This is a genomic window from Pseudonocardia sp. EV170527-09 (assembly GCF_008369905.1).
Lineage (GTDB): Bacteria > Actinomycetota > Actinomycetes > Mycobacteriales > Pseudonocardiaceae > Pseudonocardia.
Map to the genome: position 1 here is coordinate 1 of NZ_VRMC01000065.1, position 14547 is coordinate 14547.

The 14547-nt window shown below is 71.2% G+C and carries 15 protein-coding genes; 1 reads left to right on the plus strand and 14 read right to left on the minus strand.

Translation table 11 applies throughout. The features are described 5' to 3' along the window. Positions 1–54: 54 nt before the first annotated feature. Together FVA95_RS19280 and murA are read right to left on the minus strand one after the other, a co-directional pair. Entirely contained in the window at positions 55–477 is a 423-nt protein-coding gene (locus FVA95_RS19280; protein WP_149665438.1) for a DUF1206 domain-containing protein, read from the minus strand. Between the two features lie 96 nt (positions 478–573). Next, a complete protein-coding gene (gene murA, locus FVA95_RS19285) occupies positions 574–1842 on the minus strand; it encodes a UDP-N-acetylglucosamine 1-carboxyvinyltransferase (protein WP_149665439.1) in 1269 nt (422 codons plus the stop codon). 124 nt (positions 1843–1966) lie between these two features. Between murA and FVA95_RS19290 the strand changes: the two genes are divergently transcribed. Beyond that, entirely contained in the window at positions 1967–2560 is a 594-nt protein-coding gene (locus FVA95_RS19290; protein WP_149665440.1) for a cob(I)yrinic acid a,c-diamide adenosyltransferase, read from the plus strand. 63 nt (positions 2561–2623) lie between these two features. On the opposite strand, the gene FVA95_RS19295 is transcribed toward FVA95_RS19290, so the two are convergent. The 12 genes from FVA95_RS19295 to glyA all read right to left on the minus strand — a co-directional run bounded on the left by FVA95_RS19295 (position 2624) and on the right by glyA (position 14529). After that, complete coding sequence (locus FVA95_RS19295; RefSeq protein WP_149665441.1) at positions 2624–3073, minus strand: DUF2550 domain-containing protein; 450 nt, start codon at positions 3071–3073, stop codon at positions 2624–2626. 20 nt (positions 3074–3093) lie between these two features. Further along, positions 3094–3465, minus strand: coding sequence for a F0F1 ATP synthase subunit epsilon (locus FVA95_RS19300; RefSeq protein ID WP_020621465.1), 372 nt, complete (start codon positions 3463–3465; stop codon positions 3094–3096). An 18-nt stretch (positions 3466–3483) separates the two neighbouring features. Continuing rightward, positions 3484–4917, minus strand: coding sequence for a F0F1 ATP synthase subunit beta (gene atpD, locus FVA95_RS19305; protein ID WP_149665442.1), 1434 nt, complete (start codon positions 4915–4917; stop codon positions 3484–3486). After that, positions 4917–5939 (minus strand): F0F1 ATP synthase subunit gamma, encoded by a 1023-nt coding sequence (locus tag FVA95_RS19310; protein ID WP_149665443.1) that lies wholly within the window; start codon positions 5937–5939, stop codon positions 4917–4919. Before FVA95_RS19310 ends, atpD begins: the two co-directional genes overlap by 1 nt. 12 nt (positions 5940–5951) lie before the next feature. Next, positions 5952–7589: a F0F1 ATP synthase subunit alpha gene (atpA, locus tag FVA95_RS19315; RefSeq protein ID WP_149665444.1), complete on the minus strand. Its 1638-nt coding sequence runs from the start codon at positions 7587–7589 to the stop codon at positions 5952–5954. Between the two features lie 76 nt (positions 7590–7665). Continuing rightward, entirely contained in the window at positions 7666–8496 is an 831-nt protein-coding gene (locus FVA95_RS19320) for a F0F1 ATP synthase subunit delta (protein WP_149665445.1), read from the minus strand. Further along, complete coding sequence (locus FVA95_RS19325; protein WP_083695233.1) at positions 8496–9044, minus strand: F0F1 ATP synthase subunit B; 549 nt, start codon at positions 9042–9044, stop codon at positions 8496–8498. The genes FVA95_RS19320 and FVA95_RS19325 overlap by 1 nt, the downstream gene beginning before the upstream one ends. Positions 9045–9107: 63 nt before the next feature. Further along, positions 9108–9353, minus strand: a complete 246-nt coding sequence (locus FVA95_RS19330) for a F0F1 ATP synthase subunit C (RefSeq protein WP_020621511.1) — start codon at positions 9351–9353, stop codon at positions 9108–9110. 124 nt (positions 9354–9477) lie between these two features. Beyond that, on the minus strand, positions 9478–10251 hold the full coding sequence (gene atpB, locus FVA95_RS19335; protein WP_020621510.1) for a F0F1 ATP synthase subunit A: 774 nt from the start codon (positions 10249–10251) through the stop codon (positions 9478–9480). 360 nt (positions 10252–10611) lie between these two features. Further along, complete coding sequence (locus FVA95_RS19340) at positions 10612–11088, minus strand: hypothetical protein (RefSeq protein WP_149665446.1); 477 nt, start codon at positions 11086–11088, stop codon at positions 10612–10614. A 193-nt stretch (positions 11089–11281) separates the two neighbouring features. Continuing rightward, on the minus strand, positions 11282–13207 hold the full coding sequence (locus tag FVA95_RS33965; RefSeq protein WP_368667339.1) for a glycosyltransferase family 4 protein: 1926 nt from the start codon (positions 13205–13207) through the stop codon (positions 11282–11284). A gap of 38 nt (positions 13208–13245) precedes the next feature. Continuing rightward, on the minus strand, positions 13246–14529 hold the full coding sequence (gene glyA, locus FVA95_RS19350; RefSeq protein WP_149665447.1) for a serine hydroxymethyltransferase: 1284 nt from the start codon (positions 14527–14529) through the stop codon (positions 13246–13248). Positions 14530–14547: the final 18 nt, after the last annotated feature.

Below are 14547 nucleotides of genomic sequence, written 5' to 3' on the forward strand. Positions count from 1 at the left end.
CAGCAACGACTGAACACCCGACAAGGGGGTCAGTCCCAATCCGTCGTTACGGGGTTACTCCCAACCCGCCGTTGACACGGTGACGGCGAGCACCGCGTAGACGACGGCCTGCCCGCCGGCGACGACCCGCTTCACCGTGCGCTTGGTGCCGTCACCGATGTAGGCGAACCCCCACACCGCCGAGACGGTCCGCCACAGGACGACCGCGGCGAACCCGACCACCAGCACCCACAGGAACACCCGGCCCGCCGGCTCGGCGGCGATCGCCCCGAGGGCGCCGTTCTGGTCGGCCTGCCCGCCCGAGCCGAGCGCGATCCGGACGGCGAGCCAGCCGATCAGCAGGTGCACCACCCCGTTCGCGGCGATGCCGGCCCGGGCGGCGACGCGCACCGGTGTCGAGTGCGCGGCGTCCCGCGCCCCGCGGCCCGCCTTGCGGCCGGCCTGCGAGACGTCGGCGGCGTCGGGGGTGCTCACCATGACGGGCCTCCTCGTCGAGTTGACGCGAAGGGTGACACGGCGCGGGCCGGCCCGCCGGGCTGCTGGGCCGTTCGGAGCAGCAGCGGGCGGACCCGCCTACCGCTCCGGCTCGCCCGCGACGCGCCGGATGTCGGCGCCCAGCGCGGACAGGTTCTCCACGAACCGCGGGTAGCCGCGGTCGATGTGCGCGACGTCCCAGACCTCGGTGGTGCCCCGTGCACACAGCCCGGCCAGCACCAGCCCGGCGCCCGCCCGGATGTCGCTGGCCCACACCGGCGCGCTGGAGAGCTCCGGCCGCCCGCGGACGACGGCGTGGTGGCCGTCGGTTCGGGCGTCCGCACCCAGACGCACCATCTCGTCGACGAAGCGGAAGCGCGCCTCGAACACGTTCTCGGTGATCATCGAGGTGCCCTCGGCGACGGCGGAGAGCGCGATCGCCATCGGCTGCAGGTCGGTGGCGAAGCCCGGGTAGGGCAGCGTCACGAAGTCGACCGCCTCCGGGCGTCGTGACATCGCGATCGAGAACTCCTGCTCGCCGGTGGTGATCTCGGCGCCCGCGCTGCGGAGCTTGTCCAGGACCAGGTCGATGTGGTGCGGGTCGACGCCGCGCACGGTGACCTCGCCACGGGTCATGGCGGCCGCGAACGCCCAGGTGGCACCCACGATCCGGTCCCCGATGACGCGGTGCGTGGTGGGCTGCAGCCCGGCGACGCCGTGCACGGTCAGCGTGGAGCTGCCGACACCCTCCAGCTTCGCGCCCATCTGCTGCAGCATCACGCAGAGGTCGACGATCTCCGGCTCGCGGGCCGCGTTGTCGATCACAGTGGTGCCCTCGGCGAGGACCGCGGCCATCAGGATGTTCTCGGTGGCCCCGACGCTCGGGAAGTCGAGCCAGATCTGGGCGCCGTGCAGGTCTCCCGCCGTCGCGGTGACGCTGCCGTGCACGATGTCGGTGGTCGCGCCGAGCTTGCGCAGCCCGTTCTGGTGCATGTCCAGCGGTCGCGAGCCGATGGCGTCCCCCCCGGGGAGCGGGACAACCGCCCGCCGGCAGCGCGCCACCAGGGGCCCGAGGACGCACACCGACGCGCGCAGCTTCGACACCGACCGGTAGTCGGCCTCCGCGCCCGGTTCGGCGGGCACGTCGATGTGCACGGTCGACCCCTCGATCGAGACCGCGCAGCCCAGGCTCCGCAGGACGTCGGCCATCAGCGGTACGTCCAGGATCTCCGGGCAGTTCTCGAGCGTCGTCCGTCCCTCGGCCAACAGCGCCGCCGCCATCAGCTTGAGCACGCTGTTCTTCGCCCCGACGACGTCGACGGACCCGCTCAGCCGGGCCCCGCCGTTGACCGCGAAATGCTCCACCACGCCCGGAACGGTAACGGGGCCGTCACCATGCCGGATGCCCGCCCCGGACGGCCCTGACCCTTCGGACCGTCCGGCGCACCCGGGTATCTGGTCGCCGAGGCACCGGCCCACCTAGCCTGTCGGGGTGGCGGTGCATCTGACGCGGATCTACACGAAGACCGGCGACGACGGTACGACGGCACTGGGCGATTTCAGCCGGGTCCGCAAGACCGACGCCCGGCTGGCGGCCTACGCCGACACCGACGAGGCGAACGCCGCGATCGGTGTGGCCGTGACGGTCGGCGGGCTCGCCGACCGGATCGTCGACCCGCTCCGGCAGATCCAGAACGACCTGTTCGACGTCGGCGCCGACCTGTGCACCCCGATTGTCGAGAACCCGGAGTACCCACCGCTGCGAGTCACCGAGGGCTACGTGACCCGGCTCGAGGGCTGGTGCGACGAGTTCAACCCCGAGCTCCCCAAGCTCGACTCCTTCATCCTCCCCGGCGGGACCCCCGGTGGGGCGTACCTGCACGTCGCCCGGACCGTCGCCCGGCGTGCCGAGCGGTCGGTGTGGGGGCTGCTGGAGGTCGACCCGGAACGCACGAACCCGCTGACCGCGCAGTACCTCAACCGCCTCTCGGACCTGCTGTTCATCCTCGGCCGGGTCGCGAACCCCGACGGCGACGTCCTGTGGCAGCCGGGCGGCCCGCACGGCGCCCCGACCGCCGACGCCTGACCTGGCTGCGCAGCACGGAACGACAGAGCGGGCGGGCTCCGCAACGCTACGGGTTCCGCGGGGTCAGGACGCCTCGCGGAACCCGTGGCCCTGGCCCGGGGGCGTGGACTCCAGCCAGGCCATGAACCCGGTGCGGACGCCCGCGGACATCGCGAGCTCGACGTCGACGTCGCGCCCGGCGGCGTCGCGGCCACGGCAGCGCAGCACCTCGACCGCCATCGGGATCGCGAACTCCTCCGACCGGTGCGGCGGCCGCCGGTCGACGATCTCCAGATCGGCCCGGTCCATCACGACGGTCGCACCGATCCGGAAGCTGGTCAGGCGGTACCAGGCGAAGCGCTCGCCCTCGTAGCGCCCGACGCCGAAGTGCCAGTCCGTGACAGCGAAACGGCGGCGCAGACACAGGTCCACACCGCCGCCTCGCATGAGTCGTACCCGCCGTACGGCGAGCCAGACCAGGGGGATCACCAGACACAGCAGCAGAACTCCGACGATCGCCGCGATGAGCTCCACTGCCGTGCCCGGTCCCCGTGCTAGTTCGCCTCGGCCGCCCGAAGGCGGGCCTCGGCCCGGGCGATCGCCGATTTCCCCTCGTCGGTGGACGAGTCGGCGCCGTCGCGAGCCCGCCGGGCCCGCTCGACGTCGATCTCGTCCGCCTGCTCGGCGAACTCGGCGAGGATGGACACCCGCTCCGCCGACACCGACAGGAACCCGCCGTGCACCGCGATGGTGCGCTTCGAGCCGTCGGTGGAGTCGATGCGGACGACCCCGGCCTCCTCCAGCTGGGCCAGCATCGGCTGGTGGCCGGGCAGGATGCCGACCTCGCCGACCGTGGTCCGGGCGAGCACGAAACGTGCGTCACCCGACCACAGCCGGCGCTCGACCGAGACCAGCTCCACGGTCATCTCAGCAGGCATGGAGGATCAGCTCTCCAGCTTCTTGCGGTTCTTCTCCAGGTCGTCGAGACCACCGCAGAGGAAGAACGCCTGCTCCGGGACGTCGTCGAACTCGCCCTTGGCGATCTTGTCGAACGCCTCGATGGTCTCCTTGAGCGGGACCGTCGAGCCCGGCTGGCCGGTGAACTGCTCGGCGACCAGGAGGTTCTGCGACAGGAAGCGCTCGATGCGACGCGCCCGGCCGACGAGCTGCTTGTCCTCCTCGGACAGCTCGTCGATACCGAGGATGGCGATGATGTCCTGCAGGTCGTTGTACTTCTGCAGGATCCGCTTGACCTCGTTGGCGACGCGGAAGTGCTCGTCACCGACGTACTGCGGGTCCAGGATCCGCGAGGTCGAGGTCAGCGGGTCCACCGCCGGGTAGATCCCCTTCTGGGAGATCGGCCGGGAGAGCTCGGTGGTGGCGTCGAGGTGCGCGAACGTCGTCGCCGGAGCGGGGTCGGTGTAGTCGTCCGCGGGGACGTAGATCGCCTGCATGGAGGTGATCGAACGACCGCGGGTCGAGGTGATCCGCTCCTGCAGCTCGCCCATCTCGTCGGCCAGGGTGGGCTGGTAACCCACCGCGGACGGCATGCGGCCGAGGAGGGTCGAGACCTCCTGGCCGGCCTGGGTGAACCGGAAGATGTTGTCGATGAACAGCAGGACGTCCTGCTCCTGCACGTCGCGGAAGTACTCCGCCATCGTCAGCGCGGAGAGCGCGACGCGCATACGGGTGCCCGGCGGCTCGTCCATCTGACCGAACACCAGGGCGGTGTTCTTCATGACGCCCGACTCGGTCATCTCCGTGATGAGGTCGTTGCCCTCACGGGTGCGCTCACCGACGCCGGCGAACACCGAGGTGCCACCGAAGTTCAGCGCGACACGCTGGATCATCTCCTGGATCAGCACGGTCTTGCCGACACCGGCACCACCGAACAGACCGATCTTGCCGCCGACGACGTAGGGCGTCATCAGGTCCAGCACCTTGATGCCGGTCTCCAGCATCTCGGTCTTGCCCTCGAGCTCGTCGAAGCGCGGGGCCTTCTGGTGGATCGACCGGAGGTCACCGGTGAACTGGATGGACGGGTCGTCCAGGCAGTCGCCGAGGGCGTTGAACACGTGCCCCTTGACCTGGTCGCCGACCGGGACGGAGATCGGGCGGCCGAGGTCGGTGACCTCCTGGCCGCGCACGACGCCGTCGGTCGGCTGCATGGAGATGGCCCGGACCAGGTTGTCACCCAGGTGCGTGGCGATCTCCAGGGTCAGCTTGCGCTTGTCGCCGGAGAGGTCCACCTCCAGCGTGAGCGCGTTGAGCAGGCTCGGAACCTGGTCACGCGGGAACTCGACGTCGACGACCGGGCCGGTCACCTGGACGACGCGCCCGGTGATCGGGCCGGCCGAAGTTTCGGCGGTCGTGGTCATCAGCTCTCACTTCCTGCGCTGGCGAGAGCGTCGACCCCACCGACGATCTCGCTGATCTCCTGGGTGATCTGTGCCTGGCGAGCCTGGTTGGCCTCCAGGGTCAGGCTACGGATCAGTTCGTTGGCGTTGTCCGTCGCGGCCTTCATGGCCCGCTGCCGGTTCGCCGACTCCGACGCCGCCGACTCCAGCAGGGCCGCGTAGAGGCGGGCCCCGATGTACTTCGGCAGCAGCGCGTCGAAGAGCGTGTCCGGGTCCGGCTCGAACTCGTAGAGCGGCTGGAGTCCCTTGGTCTCCGGGTGGTCCCGCTGACTCTCGGCCGTGTCGGCGTCGGCGTCGCGGGCCACCGAGGGCAGCTCCGACCCGGCGCCGACCGGCCGCGACGAGACGCTGTCGGCCGCGTACTCGACCTCGAGCGGAGCCATCCGCCGGGCCTGCGGCACCTGGGTGATCATGTTCTTGAAGCTGGTGTACACGAGGTGCAGCTCGTCCACGCCGTGGGTGCCGTCGGCATTCCCGTCGTGGTCGTCCTCGCCGGCCATGAACGCGTCGACCAGCGTCTTCGCCGCCTCGGCCGCGTGCTCGTAGCCCGGCTGCTCGGAGAAGCCGGTCCAGGACTTCTCGATCTCCCGGTTGCGGAACCGGTAGTACGAGACGCCCTTGCGGCCGATCACGTAGAAGACCGGCTCCTTGCCCTGCTCGCGGAGCAGGGCCTGGAGCTGCTCGGCCTCCTTGAGGACGTTGGCGTTGTAGCCGCCGCACTGACCGCGGTCACTGGTGACGACCAGGACCGCGGCGCGCTTCGGCTGCTCCCGCTCGACGAGCAGCGGGTGGTCCAGCGCCGAGTTCGACGCGAGCTCCGAGAGGGTGCTCGTCATCAGCTCGGCGTACGGACGCGCCTCGTCCACCCGTGCCCGGGCCTTCGCGATCCGTGAGGTCGCGATCAGCTCCTGGGAACGGGTGATCTTCTTGATGGACTGCGTCGACCGGATACGCCGGCGCAGCACCCGGATCTGTGCCGCCATCGGGTATCAGCCTCAGTTCTTCTTGACCGTGACGGTCTCCTGCTCGACATCGTCCTCGTCGAGGGCCTTCTCGGCCTTCTCCTTGGGGACGACCGAGGAACCGTCGGACGCGGTGAACTCGTTGCGCTTGAACTCGTCGACCGCCTTGGTCAGCGTCTCGACGGCGTCGTCGGAGAGCTTCCCGGTGTCGGTGATCTCGTTCAGGGCACCGGAGGCGTGGCGACGCGAGTACTCGCGGAACTCCGCCTCGAAGCGCTGCACGTCGGCGACGGGCACCGAGTCGAGCTTGCCGGAGGTGCCCAGCCAGATCGAGACGACCTGGTCCTGCACCGAGACCGGCGCGTACTGCGCCTGCTTGAGCAGCTCGACCAGGCGCTCGCCACGGCCCAGAGCGGCGGCCGAGGCGGCGTCGAGGTCGGAACCGAAGGCGGCGAAAGCCTCCAGCTCGCGGTACTGCGACAGGTCCAGGCGCAGCGAGCCCGAGACCGTCTTCATGGCCTTGATCTGCGCCGAGCCACCGACCCGGGAGACCGAGATGCCGACGTTGATCGCCGGCCGGACGCCCTGGTTGAACAGGTCGGACTCGAGGAAGACCTGGCCGTCGGTGATCGAGATGACGTTGGTCGGGATGTAGGCCGACACGTCGTTCGCCTTGGTCTCGATGATCGGCAGACCGGTCATCGACCCCGCGCCGAGGGCGTCGGAGAGCTTCGCGCAGCGCTCCAGCAGACGCGAGTGCAGGTAGAAGACGTCGCCCGGGTAGGCCTCACGGCCCGGCGGGCGGCGCAGCAGCAGCGAGATCGCACGGTAGGCCTCGGCCTGCTTCGACAAGTCGTCGAACACGATCAGGACGTGCTTGCCCTGGTACATCCAGTGCTGGCCGATGGCCGAGCCGGTGTAGGGGGCGAGCCACTTGAAGCCGGCCGGGTCGGACGCGGGGGCGGCGACGATCGTCGTGTACTCCAGCGCTCCGGCGTCCTCCAGGGACTGCCGGACACCGGCGATCGTGGAGCCCTTCTGGCCGATGGCGACGTAGATGCAGCGGACCTGCTTCTTCGGGTCGCCCGACTCCCAGTTCTCCTTCTGGTTGATGATCGTGTCGACGCAGACCGCGGTCTTGCCGGTCTTGCGGTCGCCGATCACCAGCTGGCGCTGGCCGCGGCCGATCGGGGTCATGGCGTCGATGGCCTTGATCCCGGTCTGCAGCGGCTCGCCGACGGACTGGCGGTCCATCACGCCGGCCGCCTGGAGCTCGAGCACACGGCGGGCGTCGCTCTCGACGTCGCCGAGGCCGTCGATCGGGTTGCCCAGCGGGTCGACGACCCGGCCCAGGTAGCCCTCGCCGACCGGCACGGACAGGACCTCGCCGGTGCGGGTGACCTGCTGGCCCTCCTCGAGGCCGGTGTAGTCGCCCAGGACGACCGCGCCGATCTCGTTCTGCTCGAGGTTCAGCGCGACGCCGCGGACGCCGCCCTCGAACTCGAGCAGCTCGTTGGTCATGGCCGAGGGCAGGCCCTCGACGTGGGCGATGCCGTCACCGGTGTCGGCGACGATCCCGACCTCACGGCGGGACGTGTCGCTCTCCAGCGACGAGACGTAGCTGGAGATCGCACTCCGGATCTCCTCGGAGGAGATCGTCAGCTCTGTCATGGCTGCGTCGTTCCTTCTCTCGAACGGGGTCTTCGGGTCGTTCCGCCGGGGCTCCGGCGATCGCGTCCGAAGCAGGTCAGCTGGGCAGGGATCGGCGAGCTGCGGCGAGTCGACCCGCCACACTGCCGTCGATGACCTCGCCGCCGACCTGCACGACCAGGCCTCCGAGGAGGCTCCGGTCGAGCTCGACCTGCAGGGAGATCGTGCGGCCGTACATACGGCCCAGGGTCTCGGCGAGCTTCGTCTCCTGCTCGGAGGAGAGCTCGACGGGTGTGCGCACCTTGGCCACCGAGCGGTCCCGGCGGGCCGCCGCGAGCTCGGCGAGCTCCTCGGCGACGACGTCGAGGTGCCGGCTGCGGGGCAGCCGGATCGCTTCACGGAGCAGCGTCGCCGTCACCGGGTAGACCTTGTCGCCGAGCACCGAGTCCAGGAGCTGGACACGACCCTCGACGGGCCGGGCGGTGTCACCGAGCAGGCTCGCCAGCTGCGGCTCGCGGGCCACGATCCGGCCGAACCGGAACAGCTGGTCCTCGACCTCGTCGAGGGAGCCGTTGCGGTCCGCGATCGCGATGGCCGCGCGGCGGGCGAGGCCCTCCGCACCGGTGACGATGTCGCGGGCGGTCGACCAGCGCTTGCGCACCAGCTCGGAGACCAGGTCCACGGTCGACTGCGAGAGCTGGGACCCGAACAGCCGGCGGACCAGGTCCACACGGGCGTCCTCGGGGGACGACGCGTCGGCCAGCAGGCGCCGGACGGAGCGCTCGGAGTCCAGGAACCGGGCCACCGCGAACAACTCGTCCGCGGTCGTGGTCAGGTCCCGGGCCGACGCGGAGTCGGTCCAGGAGTCCAGCCGCTCGGTCAGCGCCGCGAGGGACTCACGGCTGGCGGGCTGCAGGACAGCCGCCATCAGTTCGCCCCGCTCCGCTGGGCCACGCCCTGCTGGTCGAGCTCACCGAGGAACGAGTCGATCGTCGCGGAGCGACGCGAGTCGTCGGCCAGCTGCTCGCGCAGCAGGCGCTCGGCCAGCTGGACCGACAGGCCCCCGACCTCGTTGCGCAGAGCACGCTGGGCGGCGTCGCGCGCCGCGGCCACCTGCTCCTCGCCACGGGCCTTGATGCGTGCGGCCTCGGCCTCGGCCTCCTCGCGGAGCTCGGCCTTGATCTGCTGGCCCTCGGCCCGGGCGTCGTCGCGGATGCGCGCCGCCTCGGCCCTGAGGCCGGCGAGCTGCTCCTCGTACTCCCTCTTCAGCCGGTCCGCCTGCTCCTGGGTCTCCTGAGCACGCTTGAGGCCGCCCTCGATCGCGTCGGTCCGCTCTTCGTAGAGCGCCTCGAAGCGCGGGACCGCGAACTTCCAGAGCAGGAACAGCAGGATCGCGAACGCGACCAGGCCGAGCACGAGCTCATCGAGGTGCGGGAGAATCGGAAGCGGCTGTTCGGCGGCGAGAATCAGTTCCACCGTGTGTCCTTCCCTGACATGGCCGCCGGTACCGGGACCGGCATGAGAGTGATCTGCCGGCTCTTACTGCGCGATGAAGAAGAGCACCAGGCCGATCAGCATGACCAGCTCGGCGAGGACGAAGGTGGTCCAGCCGATGCCCATCAGCTGGCCGCGGGCCTCCGGCTGGCGGGCGGTGCCGCTGATGACGGCCGACCAGATCAGGCCGACGCCGATACCGGCGCCGATGGCCGAGGCGCCGAACCCGATGGCCGCGAGGCCCGGGTTGATGTTGGCGGCTTCCTGGGCCAGAACCTGGGTGACGTTCACTTCGGGTTTCCTTCCGTCGGGTCCGCGGAATGCGGGTCGTTCGGTGTATCGGCCCGGGCGGGCCGGCGGATGAAGCAGGTGGTGCGAGCGCGGTGCCGGCGGCACCGGGGTCTCGGTGGTGCGGTCAGTGGTCCTCGGAGATCGCCGCGCCGATGAAGACGGCGGCGAGCAGGGCGAAGACGTAGGCCTGGATGACCTGGACCAGCGCCTCCAGGAACGTGAACGCGATCCCGGCGGCGAACACCACCGGGGACGCGATGACGAGCGCGGAGCCCGCCGACAACAGGAACGCCGCACCCACGGCGGTCAGGGCGAGGATGAGGTGGCCGGCGAACATCGCGGCGAACACACGCAGCGCCAGCGAGAGCGGCTGCACCAGGAACTTCTGCAGCAGCTCGATCACGATGATCAGGGGCGCGATGAAGACCGGGACGCCCGGCGGGAGCGCGGCGTGCTTGATGTAGCCGAAGAACCCGTGCTTCTTGAACCCGGCGTAGTGGTAGAAGACGTAGACGAACAACGCCAGCGCGATGGGGAACCCGATCCGCGACAGCGTCGGGAACTGGATGAACGGGACGATCGCGAAGATGTTGTTGACCAGGATGAAGCTGAACAGGCCGAGGATCAGCGGGATGTACCGCTTGAACTCCTCGGAGCCGATCTGGTCACGCGCCATGGTGTTGCGCGGGATGTTGTAGAAGGACTCCAGCCCGAACTGGAATCGGCTCGGCACGATGGACAGCTTGCGCGTGCCCAGCGTGAAGACGGCCGCGACGATGATCAGCGACAGGACCGCCAGCACCATCGGCTTGGTGACGGCGCCGAAGATCGGCGGGTACTCGAACAGACCTGCGCCGGGCGGAGTGAACTCCTCGGCCGCCAGTACCAACGTGCCCAATGGGGGTCCTTCCGGTGCTCCCGCTCCGCATCCACGCGGAACGGGGGATCGCCTGCAAGGTGCCTCGTGATGCGATGTGTTTCCGGGCGACCGGGTCGAAACACCGGAAGTCACCCACATCGCCTACGTGGCGGATGCTATCAGCCGTACTTCTACACGACGTCGGGGGCTCGTACCCACCTCACCAGCGCGTTCGCCCGACGAAACGATCTTGATCGGGCCCGACGGGCCGCCTCCGGTGATTCACCGTTAACTCGCCCGCGGGTCGCCGCCCGGTCATCCGCCGGACGCTCCCGCCCGACCCCGTGGACGCCTCCGCGGACACCGCAGGAACGGACGAATCGGTCGTCGAACCCCAGGTCAGGCATCTGTGGACCCCGGATCGGTGCCGATCAGGATCTGGAGCTTCTGCCCCGCCCAGGCCTCCGCCGCCGTGGTCGTGATGAAGACGACGAGCATCGTGACGGCCAGTGACATGCGGTGCAGCCCCGGCCCACCCCCGAGGGTGAACAGGGCGAGCAGGAGGATGATGGCCTTCAACGCGAGGCCGCCGAATGCGGCCAGCATCACAGCGCCGGGCTCGAGATGGGTCGTCCGCAGCATCAGCATCGGCGTCAGCAGGGCCGAGCCGGTGGCCAGCAGGCCGCCGAGGGCCGCCGCCGACAGGCCGGGGATCCCGGCCGCGATGACCCCGCCGACGGCACAGAGCACCGTGGTGACCACGCCGACCAGGGCGGCACCGCGGGCCATCGACCCCGACAGCCGCCGTACGACCTGCGCCTGACCGAGCGCGGGACCGTCGTACTCCACGGTTCCCCAGCGGTCCCATCGCCACACGGTGCGTCCGCCTCCCGGCTCACCGGCCGCCCCACCAGCGGGTACGGCTCCGCGCACACGGTAACCGGCGGGTCGGACACCTCGACCGGCGCCGTCGCGGTCGGCACCGTCCGGCGGCCAGCCCGCTGCGGAACGGAGGGCGTTCGTGACCGAGGACACCTGAGCCCCTGGCCAGGGCGGACGGGGACGGGAGTCAGGCGTCGCCGTCGTGACCGGGATGGTGCGCCGGGGTGGGGACGGTCGGCTGGTCCCCCGGGGCCGCGGCGGGGCGGGCGCGACGGCCGTCGGAGTTCCCGTCGCCTCGGGGGTGCTGCGGACCGCGGCCGCCGTCGGGAGGCGGGACCGCAGCTCCGGGGGCCCCCGGGTCCGGTGCGGGCGGGCCGCCGGGTGTGCGCGGCATCGCCGGACGGACCGGGACCGGGACCGGCCGCGGCGGGGTGGGCGGGCCGGCGGCGTGCGGCGGCGGCGCGACGGGCGACGCGGGGGCCCGTGTGCCGGGACCGCCCCGGGCCGCACCCCGGGCGCCCGCGGGGCGGTGCACGCCACGGGGCCACGGCTCGGGCCCGGCAGCGGGGTTCCCGCCCGGCACGACCCGGCCGGGCGCCGGCCGCGCAGTAGGACTCCGCGACCCGGTGCGGTCGGCGGTGGCAGAGTCCGCCGCCGTGGTCGCGCCCGGGCGACGGTCAGCGGCTCCGTTCGCGGCAGGGTTCCCGGCGGGCCGACGGTCGCCGGCCCCGTTCGCAGCCGGGCCCCCGGCCGAACGACGGTCAGCGGGGCCGTCCGTGGCTGCGTCCGCGCCGGTCCGAGGGCCGGTGGCGCCCGTCGCGGCCGGGCTGCCGCCGGAGCGGGGGCCGTCCGCGGCCGGCCCACTGGCCCGGTGGTCGTCGACGTCGGGGGTGGGCAGGTCGTCGGTCGAGGCGATCGCCGTCTCCCCCGCGACGGCCGCCGCCGCCGAGGCGCTGCGCATCCGCGACCGGTGCGGCACGGCCGAGGCGACGAACGCCACCGCCAGCGCGATCCCGGTCGCGGCGAGCACCAGCCCGGTGCGCGGGACCAGGGCGAGCGCGACCGCACCGAAGGCGATCACCGCGACCCACAGGTAGACCAGCAGCACCGCGCGCCGGTGGCTGTGCCCGACCTGCAGCAGCCGGTGGTGCAGGTGCATCTTGTCCGGGCTGAACGGGCTGGTCCCGGCCCGCGTGCGGCGCACGACCGCCATGAGCAGGTCGAGCGACGGGATGAAGACGATGCCGACCAGCACGATCACCGGTGAGACGAGCGCGAGGATGTTCCCGGCCGACAGGTTGTCCGACTGGGGGACCCGCCCGGAGGCGGTGGTGATGGCGGCGGACAGCATCACCCCGACCATCATCGAGCCGGTGTCGCCCATGAAGATCCGGGCCGGGTGGAAGTTGTGCGGCAGGAACCCCAGGCAGGATCCGGCGAGCACCACCGCGAGCAGCGCGGGGACGAACGCGGTGGGGTCGTTGCCGTTCTCGCTGATCAACCCGATACAGAACACCGCGGTCGCGAGCGTGGTGATCAGCCCGATGCCCGCCGCCAGGCCGTCGAGACCGTCGACGAAGTTCATCGCGTTGACCAGGACGACGGTGACCAGCACGGTCAGCAGTACCGACTGGCCCTGACCGAGGAAGAGTGTCGATCCCGTGAGAAAGGCGTCTCCGCCGATCGGGATCCAGATGGACACCCACTGCACGCCGTAGAGCACCAGCAGCCCGGCCGCGGTGACCTGGGCGGCGAACTTGGTGAGGGCGTCGAGGTCGTAGCGGTCGTCGAGCATCCCGACGCCGACCAGCAGCGCCGTCGCGACGACGACCCCGACCACCTCGGTGCTCTGCTCGAAGTAGGCCAGCCGCAGGGCCGGGAGCTGCAACGACAGCAGTAGCCCGGCCAGCACCCCGCCGAACATCGCGAGGCCGCCCCACCGCGGGGTCGGGGTGACGTGCACGTCCCGTCCCCGCGGCCAGGCGACCGCGCCGACCTTCAGCGCCAGCATCCGGACCGGCCCGGTCAGCAGCAGCGTGACGCCGGCGGCGACCAGCCCGACGAGCAGGAGCTCCCGGATGGGGAGTCCGTACGTGAACTGGTCAGTCGGCACGTCGCGAGCGCCTCTCCGCCTCCGCCGTGGGTCTCAGGTCACCCCCGAGGGTAGGCCGGTGCCTTCGCGACGAGTGCGGTGACCGCCTTCGCGACGTCGGCGAGCTCGGCGTCGCCGGCCGCGGTGTCGTGCTCGGCCTTCACCGCGCGGGCCAGCAGGGCGCCGACCTCGGCCATGTCGGCCTCGTTCATCCCCTGTGTGGTGACGCTCGGCGAGCCGACCCGGATGCCGGACGGCTTCATCGGCGGCGCCGGGTCGTAGGGGATCGCGTTCTTGTTCAGCGTGATGCCGGCGCGGTCGCAGCGGGTCTCCGCCTCGGAGCCGGTGACACCGATCGGCCGCAGGTCCAGCAGGGCGAGGTGGTTGTCGGTGCCGCCGGAGACGGCGCGCATCCCCTCGGACTCCAGGCTCTTCGTCAGCGCCCGGGCGTTCGCGATGACCTGGCGGGTGTAGGCCTGGTACTCCGGCTGCGCCGCCTCCTTCATCGCCACGGCCTTCGCCGCGACCGCGTGCATCAGCGGGCCACCCTGGGAGAACGGGAAGACTGCCTTGTCGATGGCCTTCGCGTGCTCCTCCCGGCACAGCACCATGCCGCCGCGCGGGCCGCGCAGGACCTTGTGCGTGGTGGCGGTGACGACGTCGGCGTAGGGCACCGGCGACGGGATGGCCTTGCCGGCGACCAGGCCGATGAAGTGCGCGGCGTCGACCATGAGCTTGGCACCGACCTCGTCGGCGATCTCGCGGAACACCGCGAAGTCGATCAGGCGCGGGTACGCGGTCGCTCCGGCGATGATGATCTTCGGCTGGTGCTGCTTGGCCAGGTCGCGGACCTGGTCGTAGTCGATGACCTCGGTGTCCTCCCGGACCGTGTAGGACACCGCGTTGAACCACAGGCCGGAGAAGTTGACCTTGCTGCCGTGCGTGAGGTGGCCGCCCTGCTTGAGGTCCATGGCCAGCACGGTGTCGCCGGGCTTGGCGAACGCGGCGTACGCGGCGAGGTTCGCGCTCGCGCCGGAGTGCGGCTGGAGGTTGACGTGCTCGGCGCCGAAGAGCTCCTTGGTCCGGGCGTTGCCGATGTTCTCGGCGACGTCGACGACGCCGCAGCCGCCGTAGTAGCGGCGGCCGGGGTAGCCCTCGGCGTACTTGTTCGACAGCGTCGACCCGAGCGCGGCCAGCACCGCCGGGCTGGTCAGGTTCTCGCTCGCGATGAGCTGCAGTCCGCCGCGCAGGCGCTCGAGCTCGTCCAGCACGACGCCGGCGATCTCGGGGTCCTGCTGCTGCAGTGCGTGGAAGTCCGGTCCCCAGAAGGTCTGCTCGCTCACGCCGGGACACGCTACCCG

Excerpts from the sequence above, each read along its gene's own strand:
- FVA95_RS19310 (WP_149665443.1), bottom strand. The coding sequence starts at position 5,939 with ATGGCGGCACAGATCCGGGTGCTGCGCCGGCGTATCCGGTCGACGCAG.
- atpD (WP_149665442.1), bottom strand. The coding sequence starts at position 4,917 with ATGACCACGACCGCCGAAACTTCGGCCGGCCCGATCACCGGGCGCGTC.
- FVA95_RS19280 (WP_149665438.1), bottom strand. The coding sequence starts at position 477 with ATGGTGAGCACCCCCGACGCCGCCGACGTCTCGCAGGCCGGCCGCAAG.
- FVA95_RS19320 (WP_149665445.1), bottom strand. The coding sequence starts at position 8,496 with ATGGCGGCTGTCCTGCAGCCCGCCAGCCGTGAGTCCCTCGCGGCGCTG.
- FVA95_RS19300 (WP_020621465.1), bottom strand. The coding sequence starts at position 3,465 with ATGACCGTGGAGCTGGTCTCGGTCGAGCGCCGGCTGTGGTCGGGTGAC.
- atpA (WP_149665444.1), bottom strand. The coding sequence starts at position 7,589 with ATGACAGAGCTGACGATCTCCTCCGAGGAGATCCGGAGTGCGATCTCC.